General features: G+C 64.7%; 24 protein-coding genes and 1 rRNA gene. 19 read left to right on the top strand and 6 right to left on the bottom strand.

Annotation, left to right across the window (positions count from 1 at the left end; all coding sequences use genetic code 11):
- The 5 genes from KQ310_RS10130 to KQ310_RS10150 all read left to right on the top strand — a co-directional run.
- Positions 1-1,650: SLC13 family permease (locus KQ310_RS10130; protein ID WP_259721633.1), on the top strand; the 1,650-nt coding region annotated here is incomplete at its 5' end.
- Positions 1,651-1,754: 104 nt separating this feature from the next.
- On the top strand, positions 1,755-2,390 hold the full coding sequence (locus KQ310_RS10135; RefSeq protein ID WP_259721634.1) for a peroxiredoxin: 636 nt from the start codon (positions 1,755-1,757) through the stop codon (positions 2,388-2,390).
- 35 nt (positions 2,391-2,425) lie between these two features.
- Positions 2,426-3,832 carry a TrkH family potassium uptake protein gene (locus KQ310_RS10140; protein WP_259721635.1) on the top strand — a complete coding sequence of 469 codons (1,407 nt, stop codon included), beginning with the start codon at positions 2,426-2,428 and terminating at the stop codon, positions 3,830-3,832.
- A 94-nt stretch (positions 3,833-3,926) separates the two neighbouring features.
- On the top strand, positions 3,927-4,631 hold the full coding sequence (locus KQ310_RS10145; RefSeq protein ID WP_259721636.1) for a TrkA family potassium uptake protein: 705 nt from the start codon (positions 3,927-3,929) through the stop codon (positions 4,629-4,631).
- A 6-nt stretch (positions 4,632-4,637) separates the two neighbouring features.
- Positions 4,638-5,795, top strand: a complete 1,158-nt coding sequence (locus KQ310_RS10150; protein WP_259721637.1) for an anhydro-N-acetylmuramic acid kinase — start codon at positions 4,638-4,640, stop codon at positions 5,793-5,795.
- A 34-nt stretch (positions 5,796-5,829) separates the two neighbouring features.
- Here KQ310_RS10150 and KQ310_RS10155 read toward each other — a convergent pair whose 3' ends face one another.
- The gene (locus tag KQ310_RS10155; protein ID WP_259721638.1) at positions 5,830-6,147 is read right to left on the bottom strand and encodes a ribbon-helix-helix domain-containing protein; all 318 of its coding nucleotides are present in this window, start codon (positions 6,145-6,147) and stop codon (positions 5,830-5,832) included.
- A gap of 140 nt (positions 6,148-6,287) precedes the next feature.
- Between KQ310_RS10155 and KQ310_RS10160 the strand changes: the two genes are divergently transcribed.
- From KQ310_RS10160 to KQ310_RS10185, 6 genes are all read left to right on the top strand, one after another.
- Positions 6,288-6,542, top strand: a complete 255-nt coding sequence (locus tag KQ310_RS10160) for a hypothetical protein (protein WP_259721639.1) — start codon at positions 6,288-6,290, stop codon at positions 6,540-6,542.
- Positions 6,543-6,634: 92 nt separating this feature from the next.
- A complete protein-coding gene (locus KQ310_RS10165; protein ID WP_259721640.1) occupies positions 6,635-6,862 on the top strand; it encodes a hypothetical protein in 228 nt (75 codons plus the stop codon).
- A 97-nt stretch (positions 6,863-6,959) separates the two neighbouring features.
- Positions 6,960-7,088, top strand: coding sequence for a hypothetical protein (locus tag KQ310_RS10170; RefSeq protein WP_259721653.1), 129 nt, complete (start codon positions 6,960-6,962; stop codon positions 7,086-7,088).
- A 136-nt stretch (positions 7,089-7,224) separates the two neighbouring features.
- Positions 7,225-8,982 carry an ATP-binding cassette domain-containing protein gene (locus KQ310_RS10175; RefSeq protein WP_259721651.1) on the top strand — a complete coding sequence of 586 codons (1,758 nt, stop codon included), beginning with the start codon at positions 7,225-7,227 and terminating at the stop codon, positions 8,980-8,982.
- A 175-nt stretch (positions 8,983-9,157) separates the two neighbouring features.
- On the top strand, positions 9,158-9,379 hold the full coding sequence (locus KQ310_RS10180) for a hypothetical protein (RefSeq protein ID WP_259721654.1): 222 nt from the start codon (positions 9,158-9,160) through the stop codon (positions 9,377-9,379).
- A gap of 202 nt (positions 9,380-9,581) precedes the next feature.
- Positions 9,582-9,830, top strand: coding sequence for a hypothetical protein (locus KQ310_RS10185; RefSeq protein ID WP_259721641.1), 249 nt, complete (start codon positions 9,582-9,584; stop codon positions 9,828-9,830).
- Positions 9,831-10,051: 221 nt separating this feature from the next.
- Here the strand turns inward: KQ310_RS10185 and KQ310_RS10190 are convergent, their stop codons facing one another.
- Complete coding sequence (locus KQ310_RS10190; protein ID WP_399238105.1) at positions 10,052-11,182, bottom strand: trypsin-like peptidase domain-containing protein; 1,131 nt, start codon at positions 11,180-11,182, stop codon at positions 10,052-10,054.
- 275 nt (positions 11,183-11,457) lie between these two features.
- On the opposite strand from KQ310_RS10190, the gene KQ310_RS10195 reads away from it, so the two are divergent.
- The 3 genes from KQ310_RS10195 to hrpB are packed head-to-tail and all read left to right on the top strand — an operon-like array spanning position 11,458 to position 14,741.
- Complete coding sequence (locus KQ310_RS10195) at positions 11,458-11,730, top strand: DUF2973 domain-containing protein (protein ID WP_259721642.1); 273 nt, start codon at positions 11,458-11,460, stop codon at positions 11,728-11,730.
- Positions 11,731-11,773: 43 nt separating this feature from the next.
- Complete coding sequence (locus KQ310_RS10200) at positions 11,774-12,157, top strand: hypothetical protein (protein ID WP_197158641.1); 384 nt, start codon at positions 11,774-11,776, stop codon at positions 12,155-12,157.
- Between the two features lie 4 nt (positions 12,158-12,161).
- Positions 12,162-14,741, top strand: a complete 2,580-nt coding sequence (gene hrpB / locus KQ310_RS10205; protein WP_259721643.1) for an ATP-dependent helicase HrpB — start codon at positions 12,162-12,164, stop codon at positions 14,739-14,741.
- Between the two features lie 14 nt (positions 14,742-14,755).
- On the opposite strand, the gene KQ310_RS10210 is transcribed toward hrpB, so the two are convergent.
- Entirely contained in the window at positions 14,756-15,499 is a 744-nt protein-coding gene (locus KQ310_RS10210) for an HAD family hydrolase (RefSeq protein WP_259721644.1), read from the bottom strand.
- A 214-nt stretch (positions 15,500-15,713) separates the two neighbouring features.
- Between KQ310_RS10210 and KQ310_RS10215 the strand changes: the two genes are divergently transcribed.
- The 5 genes from KQ310_RS10215 (at position 15,714) to KQ310_RS10235 (ending at position 18,911) form a co-directional block, all read left to right on the top strand.
- Entirely contained in the window at positions 15,714-15,860 is a 147-nt protein-coding gene (locus KQ310_RS10215) for a chlorophyll a/b-binding protein (RefSeq protein WP_197158638.1), read from the top strand.
- Between the two features lie 128 nt (positions 15,861-15,988).
- Entirely contained in the window at positions 15,989-16,168 is a 180-nt protein-coding gene (locus tag KQ310_RS10220) for a hypothetical protein (protein ID WP_259721645.1), read from the top strand.
- Between the two features lie 274 nt (positions 16,169-16,442).
- Positions 16,443-17,564 carry an exodeoxyribonuclease VII large subunit gene (gene xseA / locus KQ310_RS10225; RefSeq protein WP_259721646.1) on the top strand — a complete coding sequence of 374 codons (1,122 nt, stop codon included), beginning with the start codon at positions 16,443-16,445 and terminating at the stop codon, positions 17,562-17,564.
- Positions 17,565-17,671: 107 nt separating this feature from the next.
- On the top strand, positions 17,672-18,094 hold the full coding sequence (xseB, locus tag KQ310_RS10230; protein WP_259721647.1) for an exodeoxyribonuclease VII small subunit: 423 nt from the start codon (positions 17,672-17,674) through the stop codon (positions 18,092-18,094).
- 421 nt (positions 18,095-18,515) lie between these two features.
- Positions 18,516-18,911 carry a DUF2834 domain-containing protein gene (locus KQ310_RS10235; protein ID WP_259721648.1) on the top strand — a complete coding sequence of 132 codons (396 nt, stop codon included), beginning with the start codon at positions 18,516-18,518 and terminating at the stop codon, positions 18,909-18,911.
- An 18-nt stretch (positions 18,912-18,929) separates the two neighbouring features.
- Here the strand turns inward: KQ310_RS10235 and KQ310_RS10240 are convergent, their stop codons facing one another.
- The 3 genes from KQ310_RS10240 to rrf form a co-directional block, all read right to left on the bottom strand.
- Positions 18,930-19,307 carry a hypothetical protein gene (locus tag KQ310_RS10240; RefSeq protein ID WP_259721649.1) on the bottom strand — a complete coding sequence of 126 codons (378 nt, stop codon included), beginning with the start codon at positions 19,305-19,307 and terminating at the stop codon, positions 18,930-18,932.
- Between the two features lie 68 nt (positions 19,308-19,375).
- Positions 19,376-20,296 carry a YihY/virulence factor BrkB family protein gene (locus tag KQ310_RS10245; RefSeq protein WP_259721650.1) on the bottom strand — a complete coding sequence of 307 codons (921 nt, stop codon included), beginning with the start codon at positions 20,294-20,296 and terminating at the stop codon, positions 19,376-19,378.
- Between the two features lie 202 nt (positions 20,297-20,498).
- Positions 20,499-20,600: ribosomal RNA gene (rrf, locus tag KQ310_RS10250) — 5S ribosomal RNA — on the bottom strand; the annotation flags it as partial.

The raw sequence follows: 20,600 nt of genomic DNA on the forward strand, positions 1-20,600 counted from the left end.
GCCCTTGAGGGCTTCGGCAGTCCGGCTCTGCTCACCGTGCTGGGTCTGTTCGCCCTCTCGGCCGGTCTGTTTCGCTCCGGCGGCCTCGATCGGCTCAGGGGAATGATCGGCTCCGATGCGGTTCGAACTCCAAAGCGCATGATCGTGCTGCTCACCACCCTGGTGGCACCGGTCTCGGCCTTCGTTCCGAACACCCCGATCGTGGCGTCGTTGCTGCCCGTGGTCGAGGGCTGGTGCCGCCGCCGCGGCATCTCGCCCTCGAAAGTTCTGCTTCCGCTGTCTTTCGCCACCGTTCTTGGTGGAACGATGACGCTGATCGGTAGTTCGGTGAACCTGCTGGCCAGCGAGGTCAGCAACAAGCTGGGTTACGGCGCCTTCGATCTGTTCAGCTTCACGCCGATCGGGATCGGGGTTTGGCTGGTGGGGAGCCTGGTGATGGTGCTGCTCTCCGACCGTTTTCTGCCCGATCGCGGCAGCGACGATCGCGACCTGGCCCGCAGCTTCAGCGGCAGTGGTTACCTCACCGAAGTGATGATCCCGGCGCGCTCCGAGCTGGTGGGGAAATCCCTGCATGGCACGCGCCTGCAACGGCGTTTCGACGTCGACGTGCTCGAAATCCACCGCAATGAAGAGCGCTTCACCCCACCGCTGGCCGACCGCAGCTTGCTGGAGGGGGATCGCCTGGTGCTGCGTTGCACCCGGGACGACCTGCTCAGGCTGCAGCAGGAACACACCATTGTTCTTGCTCCTGTTCCTGAATCCGAAGAGGCCGAACTGGCGTCCCAGGCCTTGGCCAATCTGCGTATGGTCGAGGTGCTTCTGCCCGCCGGCTCGACCCTGGCCGGGGAAAGCCTCCGCGATCTGCGCTTCCGCCAGCGTTACAACACCACCGTTCTGGCCCTGCGCCGCGGCAATGAGGTGTTGCACGAGCGGCTTGGCAGGGCAACCCTCAGGGAGGGCGATGTGTTGCTCCTGCAAGGCCCCCAGGATGCCATCCGCGGCCTTCAGGCCAATAATGACCTGGTGGTCCTTGAGCAGATCGAAGACGATCTGCCGACCGTCAGTCGCAAGGGCATCGCCATGGTCATCGCCGTCCTGGTGATCGTGTTGCCCACCTTCAAGATTTTGCCCCTGGTGGCGGCGGTGCTGCTGGGCACCGTGGCGATGGTGGCCACCGGTTGCCTCCGCACCGGCGAACTGCTGCGCTCGATCCGTCTGGATGTGATTCTGCTGCTCGGATCGCTGGGCAGCTTCAGTGTGGCCCTTGAGAAGACCGGTCTGGCCGAGGCCATGGCGAAGTCCCTGCTGATCGGACTGCAGCATTGGCCGATCTTCTGGGCCCTCGCCGGGGTTTTCCTGTTCACCACCCTGCTCACCGAGGTGATGAGCAACGCGGCCACGGTGGCGATGGTGATTCCAATCGCGGCCAAAGTCGCCGTCGGCCTCGGCATGCCGCCGATGGCCTTCATCTTCACGGTCCTGTTCGGAGCCAGCCAGAGCTTCCTCAGCCCGGTGGGCTACCAGACCAACCTGATGGTGTTCGGTCCGGGCCGCTATCGCTTCCTCGATGTGGCCCGCTACGGATTTCCCCTCACCCTGGTGATGACCCTTCTGGTGCCCTTGCTGGTCTGCAGGCAGTTCGGGATCTAGCCCCTTCGGTGCCTAACCTGGCCGTTGCCTGGGATGCGGCCCCGAAAGGGCGTCCCTTCCCGCCACGACCCACTTCCTCTCCCTCCCCCCCACACGTTTCTTCCATGGCTCTGCAGCTCGGCGACACCGTTCCCGATTTCACTCAGGATTCCCAGCTGGGTACGATCAACCTCTACGACTTCGCCGGCAACAGCTGGGTGGTCCTGTTCTCCCACCCAGCCGACTACACCCCGGTCTGCACCACGGAGCTGGGCGAAGTAGCCCGCCTGCGCCCGGAGTGGCAGAAGCGGAATGTCAAGACGATCGCCCTGAGCGTCGACTCGGCCGAGAGCCACAAGGGTTGGATCGGCGATATCAATGAGACCCAGAACACCACCGTCGACTATCCGATTCTGGCGGATGCCGACAAGTCGGTGAGCGACCTGTACGGGATGATCCACCCGAACTCACTCAACAACCTCACGGTGCGGTCGGTGTTCATCATCGACCCCAGCAAGAAGCTGCGCCTGCAAATCACCTATCCCGCCAGCACGGGCCGCAACTTCGACGAAATCCTGCGCGTGATTGATTCGCTCCAACTCACCGATTCCCACCAGGTGGCCACACCGGTGAACTGGAACGATGGCGACGACTGCGTGGTGGTGCCCTCCATTCCCACCGAAGAAGCCCGCACCAAGTTTCCCAAGGGTGTCACCGAGGTGAAGCCCTATCTGCGCATGACCCCGCAGCCCAATAAGTGATCGGATCCTGAGCCGAGAAGCCAACTCCTCCTGCCATGGCGCCTCGCCCGAAGCGTTCCCCTGGGCATCGCCATCACTGGCACCAGCGGCTCAGCGTTCCCCAGTTCACGGCGATCACCGGCCTGCTGGTGATCGCCTTCGGAACGTTCATCCTGGCCTCACCGCTCTGCTCCAGCAAATCGGTGGGGCTCTGGGAAGCCCTGTTCACCGTGACATCCGCGATCACGGTGACGGGCCTCTCGATTATTGATGTGGGCACCGAACTGACCCCGGTCGGGCAGGTGGCGCTGGCGGGCCTGATCATCACCGGTGGTCTCGGCCTGATGGCAATCACCACCTTTCTGCAGGGATTCGTGCAGGGACACTCCGGCCTCAGGCACCGGCTTGACAAGGGCCGTGCCCTCGATGAGTTCGGCGTTGGTGGCATCGGGCCCACCTTCCAGTCAATTCTGATCACCGCAGGCTGCGTGATGGGGATCGGCACCTTGATCCTGTTCAGCTTCGGCTTCAACGACATCGCCAACCCCGGGGAGCGCCTCTGGGCCTCGATGTTCCATTGCATCAGCGCTTACAACAACGCTGGTTTCGGTTTGTGGAGCGACAGTCTGGTGCACTACCGCAGCAATCCGGTGGTCAATCTGGTGATCGCCAGCATGATTGTGATGGGTGGTCTTGGCTGGAGAGTCACCAATGACCTCTGGGTGAATCGCTTCCGCCTGCGGCGACTGAATCGCCTGAGCATGCACACCCGCCTGGTGATTCGCAGCACGATCGGCCTGATCCTGATCGGAACAATTGGCCTGCTCCTGACGGAGCATCTCGACACCGAGGGGCTGCTGATGCAGAAGCTGGATACTCTGGACAAACTGCAGGTGAGCCTGTTTCAGTCGATCTCCACACGCACGGCTGGCTTCAACACAATCCCCCTCACCACCAGCACGCTCTCGGATGCGGGACTGTTGCTGATGATGGGGCTGATGTTCATTGGTGCCAGTCCCGGCGGCACCGGTGGCGGCATCAAAACCACCACCTTTGCAGCCCTGGTGGCAGCCACCCGGTCCACCCTGCGGGGTGAGGACGATGTGGTGGTTCGCGATCGCGAAATCCCCGCCAAGGTGGTGCTTCGGGCCGTCGGGGTCACCCTGGCCTCGATGCTGTTCGTGCTTGGCATGGCCCTGCTGCTGGCGCTCGACAACATCGGTGGCGCCAGCGCCAAGACAGAGGCCTTCACCTTCCTGGAAAAACTGTTCACCTGCGTCTCGGCCTTCGGCACCGTGGGCCTGGATGTGGGCGTGACGGCCCACCTGGATCGCTGGGGCCAGGCGGTGTTGATGGTGGGGATGTTTGTCGGCCGGCTGGGGATCCTGCTGCTGCTCTCGGCCTTCTATGGCAACCGGCCGCAGAGTCGGGTGAAGTACCCCAAGGAAGAGCTCTACATCTGATCGACATCTGAAACGTCGAACCAGCGCCGACCAGCCGGAACTCCATCCATACTTGACCAGCGATCACTCCAAGCAGACAAAGGATGCAGCGGGAATGAACCAGTGGTGGCAATGGCAGGGAAGCGAAGATCGCTTCGAAGACAGCTTCGCCGTGATCGGAGTGGGACGCTTCGGCAGTGCCGTCTGCAAGACCCTCGCCAGCGCCGGTGCCGACGTCCTGGCGATTGACCGCAGCCAGAGGGCCATCGATGAGTTGCGTCAGGCCGATCCGGGCATTGAGGGCCGGGTGGTGGACTGCACCGATGAGGAGGCCTTACGCGCGTCGGGGGTTCTCGATCTCGGCACCGTGGTGGTGGCGATCAGCGAGCCGCTCGCAGTCAGCATCACCGCCACCCTGATCGCCAAGGACAGCAGCGACAGCCGTGTGAAGCAGGTGATCGCGCGGGCCACCAGCGATCTGCACGAGAAGATGCTGCGCCGGGTCGGCGCCGACCGGGTGGTGTTTCCCTCCAAGATGCAGGGAGAACGCCTGGGGCTGGAGCTGGTGCGTCCGAACCTGCTGGAACGCCTACGGCTGGACGACCGCAACAGCATCGAAGAGATCAAAGTGCCTCGCGCCTTCGTCGGGCACTCCCTGCGGGACATCAACCTGCGCAAGAACTACAACGTCAGCGTGCTGGCAGCCGGCCCTCGGAACCAGCTCACCGTCAACCCACCGGCCTCCCATGTGCTCAATGAAGGGGAACTGCTGGTGGTGATGGGCACCAGCACGGCGCTGGAAGCCCTTCCCTCCAACTGAATCGCCATGCGGGTGGTCGGCCTGATGAGCGGCACCAGTGCCGATGGCGTGGACGGCGTGCTGGCCGCCTTCTCAGGCCCGCCCCAACGCCCGCGCTGGCAACTGCTGGGGCGGGCCTCGGTTCCCTATCCCGACGGCCTCCGCCAGCGGCTGCTGGCCTTGGGCCAGGGAGCCTCGCTCACCACGGCGGAGCTCCTCGACCTGAGCGAGGCCGTGACCGAGATTCAGGCCGAGGCAGCCCGCCAAGCCGATCCAAGCGGTATAGCAGCGCTGGTGGGCTGCCACGGCCAGACGCTCTGGCACCGTCCCCCCACGGGCGATCGCCGTGGCGCCAGTCTTCAGCTGCTGCAGGGCCCGTTGCTGGCGTCCCTGCTGCAACGTCCGGTGGTCCACGACTTCCGGGCTGCCGATCTGGCCCTGGGGGGGCAGGGGGCGCCGCTGGTTCCCCCCTGTGATGCGGCACTGCTGGGCAGCACCGGTGGCTGGCGCGCCCTGCTCAACCTGGGAGGCATCGCCAACCTCACCCTGCTGCCCCCCGGCCGCGGGCCCGATCGCCGCGCGTCGGTACGCGGCTGGGATTGCGGCCCGGCCAACACTCTGCTGGACCTGGCTGTGGATCACTTCAGCCAGGGACAGCTGAGCTTCGATGACGGTGGCGCCTGGGCGGCGTGCGGCCGGGTGCAGACACCGGTGCTGGAGCGCTGGCTGCAGGAGCCCTATCTGCTCCAGTCCCCGCCCAAGTCCACCGGCCGGGAATTGTTCGGCCAGGCCGATCTGCAACGCCGCCTGGCGAACCTGGCCCAGGCCAGTGCGTCAGCCCCCGACAGCGCTGAGTTCGCCGCCGACAGCCTCGCCACCCTGACGGCCTTCAGCGCCGCGGCTGTGGCCCAGGATCTGCACCGCGGTCCACGGCCGATCGAACTGCTGGTCGCCGGAGGAGGCGGCCGCAACCAGACCCTGATGCGGGAGCTGCGGCACCGCTGCCGGGGAATCAGCGTGCGGCCCCTGCAGGAGCTTGGTATCGGGGATCTGGAGAGGGAAGCCCTGGCCTTCGCGTTGCTCGCCTGGTGGCACCAGCAGGGCCACCCCGGCTCCCTGCCGGCCGTGACCGGCGCCCGCCGGCAGGCCGTGCTGGGAGTCTGCGCCAGGCCTGCCGGCCTGTGATCCGATCCCTGGTGCCGCTGCTGCCGAGCCCAATTCAACCGCGGGGGCGGTACAGCCGGGGCCGGCGGTTGCCCTGCAGGCGTTGGCCTGGATTCTGCTCCTGACGCACGAGGGCCGCGCGAAAGCGGTCGGCCTGGGCCTCGCTTGGCAGCAGACCGGCCTCGTCTGCCAGGAGCCGCTGCCGTTCGATGCGCTCCACACCCTGCTGGATCAGCACCCGCGCCATGTTGCTGACGGTGCGGGAATCCTGGTCAGCCAGAGCCGTGAGGCGCTCGCAGAGTTCCTCAGGCAAGACCACCTGAATCCGAGGCGACTTGGAGCGCCCACTGGAGGATGTCTGACGGGTGGGCACGACGCAGCGGAGGATGGACGACTCACGGGCGGAGGCACCCGGGGACAGGCCGCACTGGTCAGCACCAGGGCACACCAGTGTACGAACACACCCTTGGGTAGTATCCAAGCCTATGCTGAAACCCGACCCGGCCCTCGGCCATGGCGCCTCGCTCCAACGGCCCTTCCCCCGCCACCACCCCCTCCGCGCAAAGCAGTGGTGATGTGCTGGTGTCGGCCGTGATCAGCCCCTACCTGCTCACCCATCTGCACCACGTGCTGCAACGGGCGGAATTCGGAGCCCGTCAGGACGGGCAGAGCACCCTGGCCGCCAACTACGCCCAGCTCCGCCAGGTGCTCTGCCAGGAAGCCCGCAGCCTCAAGGGCGAAACCGCCGACAACGACGCACACCCCTGAGTTCCTTTCCCTACGGAACGCGAACAACCGCTTGCCAGGGCACACTGTTGGGCAGCTCCGCTACATAGGGTCAAACCACCCGTGGCCGAGCGATGAGCAACGCATCCCAGCTCTACGCGCGCATCAGCGCCGATGCGGCGCTCACCCAGGAGCTGTTTCGCCAGGCCCTGCAGGACCCCAGCGGCGCCTTGCAGCGGATTGTGGCGCTCGGGGAAGCCGAAGATCTGCCGGTGAGCGTGGAGGAGGTGAAGGCCCACATCGCCAGCCTGGAGGACGGCGACACCAAGCAGTGGCTGCTCAAGGCGCGCGGCGGACTGTGACGCCGGCAAGAGGGTCGGCAGCCATCGGCACGCCGGAATCCCGTGATCGGGACTCGCTCGAACCTGGCGGACTGACAGGGATCCCGCCGGGACGGCGATGGCCCCCGCCACCCTGGGCCCAGCTGAAGAACAGCCAGTAGCTGACGATCGCCAGACCCGCCGCCACCACCAGAGCGGCCACCTGCTCGAGGCGCTTGATCATCCCTACGAGCGGCGGCGGTTCTGAAAACCACTTTGCCGGACGCTCATCCGAGGGACGGATCTCAGGGGTTCCGGTCGGGAGGATGGCCAGGGATGATGCAGGCAATGCACCGGAACCGGCAGGATTCCGTGGCTTCTGCCGTACCCATACCCGCGCCGCCGTGCTTCGTCTCGAACGGATCAGCAAGATCTATCCCACCGGTGAAGTGCTGCGGGATGTCACCTGGGAGGTGAAGGCCGGTGAGCGGATCGGCCTGGTGGGCGTGAACGGTGCCGGCAAATCCACCCAGATGCGGATCATTGCCGGTCTGGAGGAAGCCAGCGGCGGCCTGGTGGTGAAGCAGGGGGAGCCGCGCATCGCCTACCTGCAGCAGGAATTCGATGTCGATCCTGAGCGCACCGTGCGCGAAGAGCTGTTTCAGGCCTTTGGCGAAGCGGCCCAGGTGCTGATCCGCCAGCATCAGGTCGAGCACGCCATGGCCAGCGAACAAGCCGCCAGCGATCCCGATCACCTCGATGAGCTGATCCACGAGCTGGGCCGGCTGCACAGCCGCTTCGAGGCCCTGCACGGCTACGAACTCGACGCCCGCATCGACAAATTGCTACCCACGATCGGCTTCACCCCCGAAGGGGCCGAGCTGCTGGTGGGGGACTACTCCGGCGGCTGGCAGATGCGCATCGCCCTGGGCAAGATCCTGTTGCAGGAGCCGGATCTGCTGCTGCTGGATGAGCCGACCAACCACCTGGATGTGGAGACGATCCAGTGGCTGGAGGGCTACCTGATCGAGCAGAGCGCCGCCCTGGTGGTGATCAGCCATGACCGCACCTTTCTCGATCGGGTCTGCACCCAGATCGTGGAGACCGAACGTGGCGTCTCACGGACCTACCTGGGCAACTACAGCCAGCATCTGGAGCAGAAGGCGCTGGAGCGCGAGGCCAGCCAGGCCGCCTTCGATCGGCAGCAGAAGGAACTGGCGAGTCAGCAGGCCTATGTCGACCGCTTCCGGGCCAGCGCCACCCGCTCCACCCAGGCCAAGAGCCGGGAAAAACTGCTTGAGAAGGTCGAACGGATCGAGGCCCCGATCGAGAGTGTCTCCGGTCCACGCTTCCGCTTTCCCGAAGCCCCCCGCTCCGGAAGGCTGGTGGCCGAGTTTCGCGATCTCAGCCACAGCTACGGCGACAAGATCCTGTTTCTCGGCGCCGAGCTGGAGGTGGAGCGGGGCGATCGGATCGCCTTCGTGGGCCCGAACGGTGCAGGCAAGTCGACCCTGCTGCGGCTGGTGATGGGCCTGGAGGCGCCGGACGAGGGCCGGGCCGGGCTGGGCGAGCACAACGTGATCGCCGGCTATTTCGAGCAGAACCAGGCCGAGGCCCTCGACCTGGACAAGACCGTGATCGACACCGTGTTCGAAGCGGTGCCGGACTGGACCCAGACCCAGGTGCGCTCCCTGCTGGGCAGCTTCTGTCTCAGCAACGAGGCAGTGTTCAAGGAGGCCGGCAAGCTCAGCGGCGGAGAGAAGGCACGCCTCGCCCTGGCGCTGATGCTGCTGACGCCCTGCAACCTGCTGGTGCTGGACGAGCCCACCAATCACCTCGACATCCCCGCCAAGCAGATGCTGGAGAACGCGCTGCAGGAGTACGAGGGCGCGGCCCTGCTGGTCTCCCACGACCGCTACTTCATCTCCCGGGTCGCCAACCGGATCGTGGAGCTGCGCGAAGGGGAGCTGGTGATCTACCGCGGCGACTACGCCTACTACCTGCAGAAGAAACAGGAGGAAGCCGAAGCTGCTCGCCAGGCCCTGGAGACGGAAGCCCGAACCCGCAAGCAGACCGCCAACCGCGAGAAGCAGCGCGAGCGGCTGCGCAACAAACAGGGCAGCAAGAACGATGGCGGCAAGCAACGACAGCCGGCCTGCTGACTGCCTGCTGCAGGCCTGCCGACTACCTGCTGTCGGCCGGCCAGCAGGGCGACGGACAGGCCTCAGTCCGGAGCTGGATCACACAACTTCATAGACGAGTAGGCAACTCGACCCATTTCGCTGGTGCCCAGCGCGATGTGTGCATAGCCTGACGCTACGTCATTGAGATCAGCCCATGAGCGTCGAGCTCAGGTCCACGGAACTTGCTTCCCTCACCGGGATTCCCTCCTCCCATGCCGGGACAGCCGGGGCCGAAGCCGTGGCGACGCCGTCGCCGCAGCACCACGACGAGACCTGGGATGCCATGGAGGTCTATTTCGAGTGCATCACCACCTGCTCCCTCGACGATGGCGAATGCATCACCCACTGCGTCGAGGAACTGCGGGAACACCACTGATCCACAGAGCAAAGGGGCTACCACAAGGCTGGTCGCCCATCATTGGCCAGATCACCGGTGGCCAACGCCCAGAATCGAGGTCAAGGGGGATGGCGCAAGGGTTTGCTGACGTGTTTTGCGTATCCGTGTCGCAACGGCTACGCGGAGCTCTGAAACACTTTGTAGCGTTGCGCCAGTTTCACGAGCCCCTGGGGCTTCAGCCATGTCGGAACCCCTCACCCTCAGCCTTGGACAGAAGTTCGAGCTTGAGCGCATGACCAGAGCCATCGACGCCACCGGTGACCCCCAGGCCCTGCGTGGTCTGGCCAAACAACTGCTCCAGGCCTGGCAAAGCCAGAAGGCCGCCACCCAGTGGGTGATGCGCCAACAACTCGGCGCGCCCTCCTCCTTCCTCGGCGGCATGACCACCATGCCCGAGCCCAGCGAGCCTCAGGGATTCGATGTGCTCTGAGCGCAGCGGGGATCGTGGGCGTCATCCCTTCAGGACCTGACGCCCTGTCCACGATGCCTGCTGCACAGACCGCGACACGCCTGAAGGCACCTTGCCCTCAACCCAAGACGGGCCCACAACACCAGTCTGACCCACATCGCAAGGCTGACTCCCAACGCAAGCCTGCCCCCGCATCGCAAGCCTGCCCCCCTATCGCAAAACGAACCTCAACAACACGGCGCTCAGCGCGCTGAGAGACTCCCCAATTCAACAGGGGTCAGGTCCAGTTCGAGCCGGGTGCCCTGCCGATCAATCTTCAGGTTCAGAGGCCGGCCTACGCCGATCCGTTCGACCACACTCACCAACTGGCTGGGCTCGGTGACCGGCTGACCATCAGCCACCACGATCACATCGCCCTGGCGCATCCCCACCCGAGCGGCTGGGCCTCCCGGCATCACAGACACGACCCGAACCCCTCCAGCCGCAGCTCCATCCTGCCCCTGGCGCACAGCTTCCAGACCCACACCGATCATTGGGTGGCTCACCCGACCACTCTGCACGAGCTGGCTGGCAATCTCCCGGGCCCGATTGATCGGGATGGCGAATCCCAGACCAGCACCGGGTCCCGACCGCACGAGGGTGTTGATGCCGATCACCTCTCCATCGGCGTTGAGGAGAGGCCCGCCGGAGTTACCTGGATTGATCGCCGCATCGGTCTGAATCAGATCGAGCCGTTTGTCGGTGATGCCGAGCTTGCTGGCATTGCGGTTGAGATTGCTGATGATCCCCAGGGTCACGGTGTTATCCAGCCCGTAGGGATTGCCCACGGCAATGGCCCAGTCGCCCACTTGAAGGGCATCGGAATTGCCCAGCGCCACCGCCGGCCAGGGCCCTGCGCCGATCAACTGCACCACGGCCAGATCAGTCACAGTGTCCAGACCCACGACCTTGCCCTCGACCCGGCGTCCGTCCTGCAGCCCCACCAGCACCCGATCGCTCTTCTCGACAACGTGGGCGTTGGTGAGGATCAGACCGTCGGCCCGATAGATCACGCCACTGCCCTGGCCTCTTTCCGTGCGCTGGGATGGCGGTGCGGCCTGGGGAACCCCGAAGAACTGCCGGAAGAAGGGGTCGGCCAACAGCCCACGGGGCAACCCACCACCACCCGGCACCAGCACGGTGCGCTCCGTATCGATCGTCACGACGCCCGGGCCGGCACGACGCACGGCGCTGGCCACGAACGACTGGCGCGTCAGGGCTGCAGCGGCGGCCCCCTGCGCCAATGCCACCGTGGGAAGCAGCGGCAGGGTCACCATCATCGCTGCAAGGGTGACTTCCGGCCAGGCCAGCGAATGCAAGGGGAAGCGGCGCATCACACGAACTCCGCGAACGACGCAGGTCAGCCCAAACCGTAGGGAACGCAGCTGCCTCGGACGAGCCGCGCAAACCGCCAGGGGATCCGGCTACGATCAGTGAAGTTTTCTATCGATCCATGGACACCTCGCGCCTGCTCCTGGCATTCCTCGCCTTTGGAGCTGCCTGCACCACCCTCTGGGCCTGGATGCTGGCCAACGCCACGCCTGACACCTCCACAAGCAAGCGATGATGGATCCGCGATCGGATCCGGCGATTCGTCGCATCCGACCGAATGGACGTGTTCACCAAGCTGTTTCCCTACCTCTATGGAGCCGTTTTTCTGCTGCTCCTCTGGCAGGCCTTCCAGGTGATGGCAAGGGGTTTCCGTGCCGTACCCCGCCCCGGCGACCGCAGCGCTGCCGGCAACACCAGTGGCGATCGCACCGGCCGGCTCACCATCCACCCGGAACTGCTGGATGCCGAAGGCCAGCTCACCCGTGAGGATCTGCTCACGGTGCGCTTCAACGGCGACAACGAGCGCCCAGGGACCCAGGGCGACAACTGAATAGGCTCGCAGGTGTGATCGTGCATGCCGGCGGAGGCAGACCGTGGACCAGAGAACTCGAATCGTTGGTGCCGTGCTCCGGGGTCTGAAGCTCCCACCCCGCTTCCGCCTCAAGCTGGTCAAGGAAGATCCCGTGCGGCTGGAGCTCACCATGACCCCGGCCTATGGGCAGGATCCGGTCCGGGTGGGCGTGATCGAATCCCAGGATCTGGTGGCCCGGCGCGACCGAGAAGGCCGTGTGCCTCGCGATCTGCAGGGCACCTGGGACTGGACCGTGTGGCACGGGAAGGTGTCGACAGGTGGCTGGAATCCCTATCTCAAGGAAGCCCTGCAGACCATGTTCGAAACCGGTCTGCCGGCGATCGTCTACGAAGAGAAGACCGGTGAGGGCTACCACCCCGTTGATGGAGTGCGGCACGTGCGCTGAGCCCATGCCGCAGGCCCGCTTTTCCCCTGCAGCAGCTGAGGCTCCCCTACCGATCGACGGGCTGCTCGACGCGATCGAAACGGCGCTGAGCCCTCCAGGGTCCACCTTGCTGCTGCAGGCACCGCCCGGTGCCGGCAAAACCACCCGGGTGCCCCTGGCCCTGTTGCACGCCCTGCCCGCGCAGAGGATCGTGATGCTGGAGCCCCGTCGCCTCGCGACCCGCGCCGCCGCCGAACGCCTGGCCAGTTCCCTTGGGGAAGCGGTGGGGGAGCAGGTCGGGTACAGGGTCCGCCTTGAAAGCCGGTGCTCCAGCCGGACCCGATTGGAAGTCGTGACCAGCGGCCTGTTCCTGCGGCGCCTGCAGAGCGACCCGGCCCTGGAGGGCGTGGGATTGGTGATCTTCGATGAATTCCATGAGCGGCAGGCAGACGCCGACCTGGCCCTGGCCCTGTTGCGACAGGCCCGCACCCTGCTGCGACCCGACCTGCGGGTGCTGGTGATGTCGGCCACCCTGGATCTCGAGCCGCTCGCCGCCGAGCTCGATCAGGCGCGGGTGCTCACCAGCGAGGGGCGCAGCCACCCAGTGAGCGTGGAGCACCAGCGCCCCCGTGAATCCGAAGCGATTGAACGGCAGGTGCTGCGGGCCCTGGAGCAGCAGTGGTTGCCGCAACGTCACGCTGGTGAAACCGCGCTGATCTTTCTGCCCGGACTGCGGGAGATCCAGCGCAGCCAGCGGCTGCTCGAGAGCTGCCCCTGGAGCCAGGAGGTCGCCATCTGTCCCCTGCACGGATCCCTGCCGCTCGAGGCGCAGCGCCAGGCCATCGCCCCAGCCGATCCCGCCGGCGCCAAGCTGGTGCTGGCCACCAGCATTGCCGAGAGTTCCCTCACGATCGAAGGGGTACGGCTGGTGATCGATGCGGGCTGGTCGCGCCGCAGTCGCTTTGATCCGGCCACGGGCATGGATGGGCTGGTCACCGTGCCGGCCAGCCAGGCCAGCGCCGAGCAGCGGCGTGGGCGCGCCGGCCGACTCGGGCCAGGCCATTGTCTGAGGCTGTGGTCGCCAGCCGAACAGCAGCGCCGGCCCGCCTTCGATCCGCCGGAACTGCTGGAGGTCGATCCCCTGCCGATCGCCCTGCAGCTGGCCCAATGGGGAGCGGGGCTGGGGGAGGAGCTGGCCTGGCTCACACCACCACCGCTGGCTGGCCTGCAGGAGGCGCGGCGTCTGCTGGAGCAGCTCGGGGCCCTCGACCAGAGCGGCGCCCTCTCCGATCACGGCCGTGCCCTCAGCGCCGTGGGATTGCACCCGCGCCTGGCCCATCTGCTGCTGAAAGCCAGCGCCGTGGGGGATCTGGATCTGGCCTGCGATCTGGCGGTGCTGCTGAGCGAACGGGATCCGCTCGATCGCCAGGAGCATGGCAGCGACCTGCTGCGCCGCCTGGCCTGGATGCGGACCCAGTGCCAGGGGCGGAGAGGGTCAGGCCCTCAGCAGCGGCTGCACCAGCTCGCCGCCGAATTGCGGCGACAGGTGAGGGCTGCAGCGGCCCCCGCCAGCGATGTGGTGCCAAGTCCAGCAGACCTGGAATGGCGAGCGGCGCGGCTGATCACCTGGGCCTATCCGGAGCGGATCGCCCTGCGCCGCCCTGGCAGCCCGCATCGCTACCAGCTCCGCAGCGGCCGCGGCGCCAGCCTCCATCCCAGCGACCCCCTGGTCCTGGCCGAAGCCCTGGCAGTGGCCGTCCTGGACGGCCAGGGACAGGACGCGGCAATCCAGCTGGCCGTGCCTCTGCCTGCGGCATTGCTGGAGGACATGGCTGTGGAACAGGGTGTCAGCGTCGAAGAGGTGCGCTGGGACAACACCGCCCAGCGGGTGCGCTGCGAACGCAGCCTGCGCCTCGGAGCCCTGGTGCTGGAGCGCAGCCCCTGGCCTGAAGCCGACGAGGACCTGGTCCGGCGGGCGCTGCTCGAGGGTCTGCGGCAACGGGGCCTGGAGGCCCTGCCCTGGGGGGCGAGGAGTCGGCAGTTGCAGCAGCGGCTGCTGCTCGCCCATCAGTACCTGGGCTCCCCCTGGCCCGACTGCAGCGACCAGGCCCTCAGCCAGACGCTCGAAGACTGGCTTGGCAGTCACCTCCAGGGAGTCCGCAGCCTGGAGGATCTGCAGCGGCTGGATCTGTGCGAGGTGCTCTGGGCAGACCTGGACTGGACGCAGCGGCGTCTGCTCGACGACTGGCTGCCGCAGCAGCTGACGGTGCCCTCCGGTCGGCGGATCGATCTCACCTACCAAAACGGTGAGGTGGTGCTGGCGGTGAAACTGCAGGAGATGTTCGGCTGCCTGCAGACTCCGGCCCTGCTTCAGGGGCAGCTACCCGTGACCGTGCACCTGCTCTCGCCAGCCGGGAGACCAGCCGCGATCACCCGCGATCTGAGTGGGTTCTGGGAGCAGGGCTATGCCGAGGTGCGCCGCGATCTGCGGGGCCGCTATCCGCGCCATCCCTGGCCGGAAGATCCCCGCCAGGCCCAGGCCACGGCCCATACCAAGGCCCGGCTGGCACGGGAGCAGGCTGGCCGGCCGGCGCCGCAGGGCTGAGCGTCTCGAAGGCTTCACAAGGGGAAGCCAGCGAAGTCGTCCAACAAATGGCCGAAACCGAAGTGGCGCAATCCCTCCACGATGCCGGCGCAACCTTCGGCGCGGGCCCGGTAGGTCCGCGGCAGGCCGGAGACCTTCTCCTGCAGAGCCTGCTCTGCGTTACCCACCATCACCCCAGCCAACCCCGTCTCGAACATCGCCAGATCGTTGAGCGTGTCGCCGGCCGTCACCACCCGGTCGGGATCGATCTCGAGCCATTGCAACAGGGTCAGCAGGGTGGAGCCTTTGTTGACACCGGCTGGCAACACATCGAGATAGCGGTTGTCCGACACAAGACAGTCGACCCCATGGGCTTCGAGTGCGACCAGCCGCTGCCAGTCGATCGCCTCGCCATCCAGGCTGTAAGCAAGCCGGCGCTCGGTGCTGATCGGTTGCGGAGCCACTCCGGGCAGAGCCTCGAGCAAGGGCAGCAGCCGCTCCGGCAACCCTTTCCAGCGGGCCTCAATCGGATCCACCATCCCAGACACGGCTTTCAGGCTGATCCCGCAGGCCACGGTGCAGCCCACATCACCGATCACCAGATGGGGGTGGGCCAGCCCGAAGGCGGCATCGTCGATCAGCAGGGAGGCAATCGAACGGAGCTGGCGGCCCGTGCAGAAGATGTGCAGCACCCGCTCACGCCGTTCCGCCAGCCAGCGGTAAAAGGCGCGGCGCCAGAGTGGATCGCCCCCCAGCAGGGTGCCATCGAGGTCGGTCACCAGCACCAGCTCGGGCTGGTCAGGCAGGGCAGCGGCAATCTGCTGCTGCAGAGCGGCACGGGAGGGCTGAATGGATTCGGAAACAGCTGGACGCAGCGATAGGCGAAAGCCACAGGCTTGTCAAATCGGGAAACCGCACAGCACCTGTAGCAAGCAACACTGTCAAGACTGCTCCATCTTTCGTTACAGTTGGGCAGTCCTGGAGATTGCTTCCATGTCTGATGCTTCCCAGCCCCGCTTCGGCTTCGTCAACTTTGCCGAGACCTGGAATGGCCGCCTCGCCATGATGGGTTTTGTGATCGGCCTGGCTACCGAGCTCCTCACCGGCCAAGGCATTCTGGCCCAGGTCGGCCTCGGTTGAGTCTTTCTCAAGCCGATTCCAGCCCCGCCGGATCGCCCAACCCAGGGTGAAACGGCGGGATTTTCATGTCGCATCGATTCCGTCACAATGGCTGGTTCGTAGGCTGCTTCTGCTGTGCCGCCGACCCGATGCCACCCAGCTTCTATGTCAACAACCGCCGTGACGGTTCCAGGTTGCTGAGTAGTGCCCTGGTGATCACGGGTGCGGGCTTTGTGCGGATCGATCATCCCGTTGGACGCATCGTGGCCGTGATCGGTTCTGCCGTGAGTCTCTACTGGTGGTTTCAGTACCGCAAGCTGCAACACTGATGCCAGGCTGCGCAACGGAGTCGCAACCATCAGGCCCCGGCGCAATCTTCAGCCATGGATCCGGCCTGAAGGCTTGCCCAGCCTCAACCAGAGCACACAACACGCACACCATCAAGTGCACGAGCCCCCGTGACGCGAGAACCAGTGGTGCGAGAAACATTGGTACAAGAGCCAGTGGTGCGATCAACGGATCCCGCCTGAGGTGATTCCATCCCCGCTGGAACCCCGATCCCCGAGCGCCTACGGCGCATCAGCTGGCCTACCTTCGTTTGGCGTGGCCGAGCTCAATCGGGCCATCGGCACCCTGCTGGAACGGGGGTTTGCGCCGCGCTTCCTGCTGGAGGCGACCGTGAGCCGTCCCCAACTCAAGAAGGGACACATCTGGCTGACCCTCACCGATGGCGACGCCACCATCTCAGGGGTGATCTGGTCGTCCCTGCGCCAGAAGCTCTCCTACCTCCCCGCCGAAGGTGACGGTGTCACCGTCATCGGCCGACTCAACTTCTGGGACGCCCGAGCCAGCCTCTGCGTGCAGGTGCTGGACATCCGCCCCGGGCGTCAGGCGGCCTTGCGACAGTTCGAGCGGGTGCGGGAGCTGCTGGCCCCGGAAGGCTGGTTCGACCCCCAGCGCAAGCGCCCTCTGCCCGAGCATCCTGGCTGCATCGCCCTGCTCACCAGCGTGCCCAGCTCCGCCCTGGCGGACATGCTGCGCACCGCCCGCGAACGATGGCCCGCCACACGGATTCTGGTGGTGCCGATCCCCGTGCAGGGCCCTGTGGAAGGGGAGATCTGCACGGCCGTGGAGGCCGTGAGCCGCCAGGCCCAACGACTCGGCGTTGAAGCGCTGGTGCTGGCCCGAGGGGGAGGGAATCGAGAGGATCTGGCGGTGTTCGACGGCGAACGGCTGGCCCATTGCCTGGGAAGTGCCGCAATCCCGGTGGTTTGCGGTCTGGGCCATGAAGACGACACCACCATCGCTGATCTGGTGGCGGACTATCGGGCTGCCACGCCCACGGCCGCGCTGGTGGCCCTGCTGCCTGACCAGCAGGGGGCTCTTCTGGATCTGCGCCAGCAACGTCTCCATCTGCAGCGGTCATTGCGCTGGCGCCTTGATCTGGAAACACAACGACTGGCGCAGCAACGCCAGAGGCTCAAGGCGCTTCACCCCCAAGGGCTGCTGGTTCAGAACCGCCAGCGTCTGCAGCAGCAACGTCAGTTGCTTCAGGCCCTCTCTCCGCAGCACATCCTGGAGCGCGGCTTCTCGCTGGTGCGGGGGCAGGATGGACATCTGCTGCGCACCTGGAAGGAGGTGAACGCCGGTCACGCGATCACCGTGCAGCTCAGTGAGGGGGGTATGGAGGCTGTGGTCAGCCGCAGTGCCCCAACCTCGATCTGACACACCTGGTCCAGTGAGGCCCCTGCTCCCTCACCCCCATGCCAGGCTCCCGCTCAGTGAGACCTGACATGGAGTCAGGCAGCCCGCCCTCCCGCCACTTCCATCCCATGCCCAAACGCAGCGAAATCACTCTCGAAGACACAATCGCCACCGATTCGTCGACCCCGACTTCGATGAAGGCCAGCGCCAAGGGAAGCAAGCCGCCTCCAAAGACAGTTGATCGCAAGGCAGCTGATCGCAAGGCAGATCATCCCAAGGCAGTTGATCAGAAGGCCACGACCTCCAAGTCGGTCGCCTTAACTGCTGGTGCCGAGGATCTCAGCTTTCTTCAGTCCCGGACCGCCCTTGAGCTGGTGCTGGCGGAGCTGCAGACCAGCGACCTGGACGTCGAGCACATGGCGACGCTCTACCGGCGTGGCCTGGCCTACATCGATCGTTGCGAAGCCATTCTCGAACAGGTGGAACACGAGGTGCTGCAGTGGGCGCCCCAGGACGAAACCAGTGATCCGAAACCACTCGAACCCACGTGATCTTTAAGCTGCCGCAGCAGATCAGATCTCCGAAAGTTCTGACACGATTCAGCCACCAATCAAGCCGCCAAATATGCGCCACTCTTGTCAGTACTGATCTACTTCCCCGCCACCAATCAAACCCCCGATCAGTCTTTCAACCAAGCACTGCTACACCCAAAGAGGACCTGGACAACCCAAGAGTCTGCTCGAAACAGGGCTTGAGACTCACGTCCCTGACTTGATGGAAGTTGCTCGACGGGCAGTTATTCAGGGCATTCCCAATCGCCGCTCCAGCGAATCGCTTCCACGGTCAATCGCCGCTCCGATCAATCATCGCCCCAGCCAGATCCTAGATTCGGCCAATCATTGCTTCGACCGACCATTCTTCTTGCTGATTACCGCTCCTCCAAACCATTCACACAGTCGCCAGGAACTTCCCATGACCCCAAAGTCCTTCGCCTTGCCCTGGCTTCCACAAAGTCCCTTACAGGCGATCTATCTCCTGCTCGCCGTTGCCGGAGCCGTACTGCCCTGGATGGCCAACCTTGACTTTATCGAACTCAACCATCAGGCCTTCGATCTAACGTCCTTCATCGCCATGGCGACCGCCAATCCCGCCGCCACCTCTCTGTCCAGAGATCTGATGATCGGCGCCACTGCTGTGGTGATCTGGATGGTGCAGGAAAGCCGGCGCCTGCAGATGCGCGGGCTGATCTGGGTGCTGCTGAGCTGCGTGCTGATCGCCTTCGCCTGCGGGGCCCCGCTGTTTCTCTATCTGCGGGAACGCCGTCTGGCCGAACGACAGCGTGAAGGGGTGCCAGCCACGGACGGCTAAGGCAACCAACGCACACCGTCAACGATCGTCCACCTCCTGGGCCACCACATCGATGGTGACCGTGCTCGCCTCCCTTTCAATGCCGCGAGATTGAGGTTCCAGGGGAGCATCGGTGAGATTCACCACCATCCCTTCCGATTCCTCCTGCATGGATGCGCCGCAGAGGGGGCAGGTCTCCTGGGAGAAGCTGGCACTGCCACAGCGAGGACAGGTTTGCAGGCGTCGCCGCAGGACTTGCCAGGCAATCCAGCCCCCCCCCGCCGCCAGAACCGGCAGCAGCAGCAGGCCAAGGGTCAGACCTCCAAGCACATCAAGCAGAAGCCGGCCGGCCGGACTGGGGGCCAGCAGGAGAAGACCCAGCAAGACCAGCCAGAGCCAGGGGACAGAGCGCTGCATCAGATCTACGAAGCGATGAGGTTGCGATGCATGATCAGATTATTGCAAAGGTTGAGGCGACAATGCGCTTAAAATATAAGTTTGGACCGTCTGTTTTTACGTGCATGCCACAACACCACATTGAGACACTGACTATAATAGAGAACCACACCAATAAACCAGATCCACAGGGTCAGCACAAGGACACCACCCACCACACCATAGGCCTGGAACCTGACACCCAACAACAGCAGAATTGGCCCGATGGAGAGATTCATTGTAATCAGCACAACGGCAGCCAACGCCGCCCCCGGCAGCACAACCCCAAAAGGTACAAGCCGTGAGGGCAAGATCCAAAGACCGACCCAGGAGCAAAGAAGGCCAATCAGGATCGAGGCACCCAGGTCAGCCCAAAGCGAAACATGGAGCAGGCTTTGCAGCAAAGGCGGCAACCAGGCAAAGGCAACATCACCATCGAAAAACAAGCCAAGGTTACTGACCAACTGATCAAAAACAAGCAACACTGCCAAGATCGAGATCAGCAAGAATGCCTTCAGCCTGAGCGCAACGAATCTCCTGACAACCTGGTCCCATGGCAGTCCCTCTAGGCCTGCATGTCGCCATCCCCAGACACGATCCATACCCCTCTGGAGAGTCAAATAGATATTGCCTGCACTGAGCACTAGAAACAACACACCCAACAGACCAGCACCAAACCCTTGACGCGTAAACTTCTGCAATAGAATCTCAAAGAAAGGCAGGCCAGAAGCGGGAAGAATATTATCAGCCACACCAAGCAATCGCTCCACCAAGCCTCGATCTCTTCCAAGAATCCGAGAGGCGATCGAGAGGACTATCAACATAGCTGGCAAGAAAGACTGGAGACAGTGATAAGCAAATGCTGCACTGAGATCCGTACAATCGTTCTGCAACCATAACCTGTACGCTCCCCAAAACGGCTTCCACGAACGGCGTAAACGCAGAAGTGAGCGAGCTTGCGGCAATGTCATCGAACCCAGTGCCACATCAAATCACCCTATCCACGGCATCGCATCCAGACAGAACCAAGTCAACCGGTCAATCGTAACTGTGGCGAAGCGCGCTCTCCCCCACAGCCTGATGGGCAAGCGATCCATGACCCAGACACACGAAAACGCCTCCGATCGCGGCCATCAGGCTGCGATCGGAGGCGTCGTCGTGGAGCAAAGTTTGACCTGGCATCGAGCTATTTTCGCAGGAGGCTACCCTCCAACTATCGTTGCCGCTGCTGCGTTTCACAACCGAGTTCGAGATGGATCGGAGTGGGTCCACAGC

The organism is Synechococcus sp. CS-1328 (assembly GCF_025128095.1).
In the GTDB taxonomy this organism is placed as follows: domain Bacteria; phylum Cyanobacteriota; class Cyanobacteriia; order PCC-6307; family Cyanobiaceae; genus CBW1002.

What these genes read in the sequence shown, in the direction of transcription:
- KQ310_RS10180 (WP_259721654.1), top strand. Translation starts at nt 9,158, where the DNA reads ATGAGCGTCGAGCTCAGGTCCACGGAACTTGCTTCCCTCACCGGGATT.
- KQ310_RS10220 (WP_259721645.1), top strand. Translation starts at nt 15,989, where the DNA reads ATGCCACCCAGCTTCTATGTCAACAACCGCCGTGACGGTTCCAGGTTG.
- KQ310_RS10165 (WP_259721640.1), top strand. Translation starts at nt 6,635, where the DNA reads ATGAGCAACGCATCCCAGCTCTACGCGCGCATCAGCGCCGATGCGGCG.
- KQ310_RS10145 (WP_259721636.1), top strand. Translation starts at nt 3,927, where the DNA reads ATGAACCAGTGGTGGCAATGGCAGGGAAGCGAAGATCGCTTCGAAGAC.
- KQ310_RS10235 (WP_259721648.1), top strand. Translation starts at nt 18,516, where the DNA reads ATGACCCCAAAGTCCTTCGCCTTGCCCTGGCTTCCACAAAGTCCCTTA.
- KQ310_RS10215 (WP_197158638.1), top strand. Translation starts at nt 15,714, where the DNA reads ATGTCTGATGCTTCCCAGCCCCGCTTCGGCTTCGTCAACTTTGCCGAG.
- KQ310_RS10150 (WP_259721637.1), top strand. Translation starts at nt 4,638, where the DNA reads ATGCGGGTGGTCGGCCTGATGAGCGGCACCAGTGCCGATGGCGTGGAC.
- KQ310_RS10170 (WP_259721653.1), top strand. Translation starts at nt 6,960, where the DNA reads ATGGCCCCCGCCACCCTGGGCCCAGCTGAAGAACAGCCAGTAGCTGAC.
- KQ310_RS10140 (WP_259721635.1), top strand. Translation starts at nt 2,426, where the DNA reads ATGGCGCCTCGCCCGAAGCGTTCCCCTGGGCATCGCCATCACTGGCAC.
- KQ310_RS10185 (WP_259721641.1), top strand. Translation starts at nt 9,582, where the DNA reads ATGTCGGAACCCCTCACCCTCAGCCTTGGACAGAAGTTCGAGCTTGAG.
- KQ310_RS10240 (WP_259721649.1), bottom strand. Translation starts at nt 19,307, where the DNA reads ATGCAGCGCTCTGTCCCCTGGCTCTGGCTGGTCTTGCTGGGTCTTCTC.
- KQ310_RS10135 (WP_259721634.1), top strand. Translation starts at nt 1,755, where the DNA reads ATGGCTCTGCAGCTCGGCGACACCGTTCCCGATTTCACTCAGGATTCC.
- KQ310_RS10190 (WP_399238105.1), bottom strand. Translation starts at nt 11,182, where the DNA reads ATGCGCCGCTTCCCCTTGCATTCGCTGGCCTGGCCGGAAGTCACCCTT.
- KQ310_RS10160 (WP_259721639.1), top strand. Translation starts at nt 6,288, where the DNA reads ATGGCGCCTCGCTCCAACGGCCCTTCCCCCGCCACCACCCCCTCCGCG.
- hrpB (WP_259721643.1), top strand. Translation starts at nt 12,162, where the DNA reads ATGCCGCAGGCCCGCTTTTCCCCTGCAGCAGCTGAGGCTCCCCTACCG.
- KQ310_RS10245 (WP_259721650.1), bottom strand. Translation starts at nt 20,296, where the DNA reads ATGACATTGCCGCAAGCTCGCTCACTTCTGCGTTTACGCCGTTCGTGG.
- KQ310_RS10195 (WP_259721642.1), top strand. Translation starts at nt 11,458, where the DNA reads ATGGACGTGTTCACCAAGCTGTTTCCCTACCTCTATGGAGCCGTTTTT.
- xseB (WP_259721647.1), top strand. Translation starts at nt 17,672, where the DNA reads ATGCCCAAACGCAGCGAAATCACTCTCGAAGACACAATCGCCACCGAT.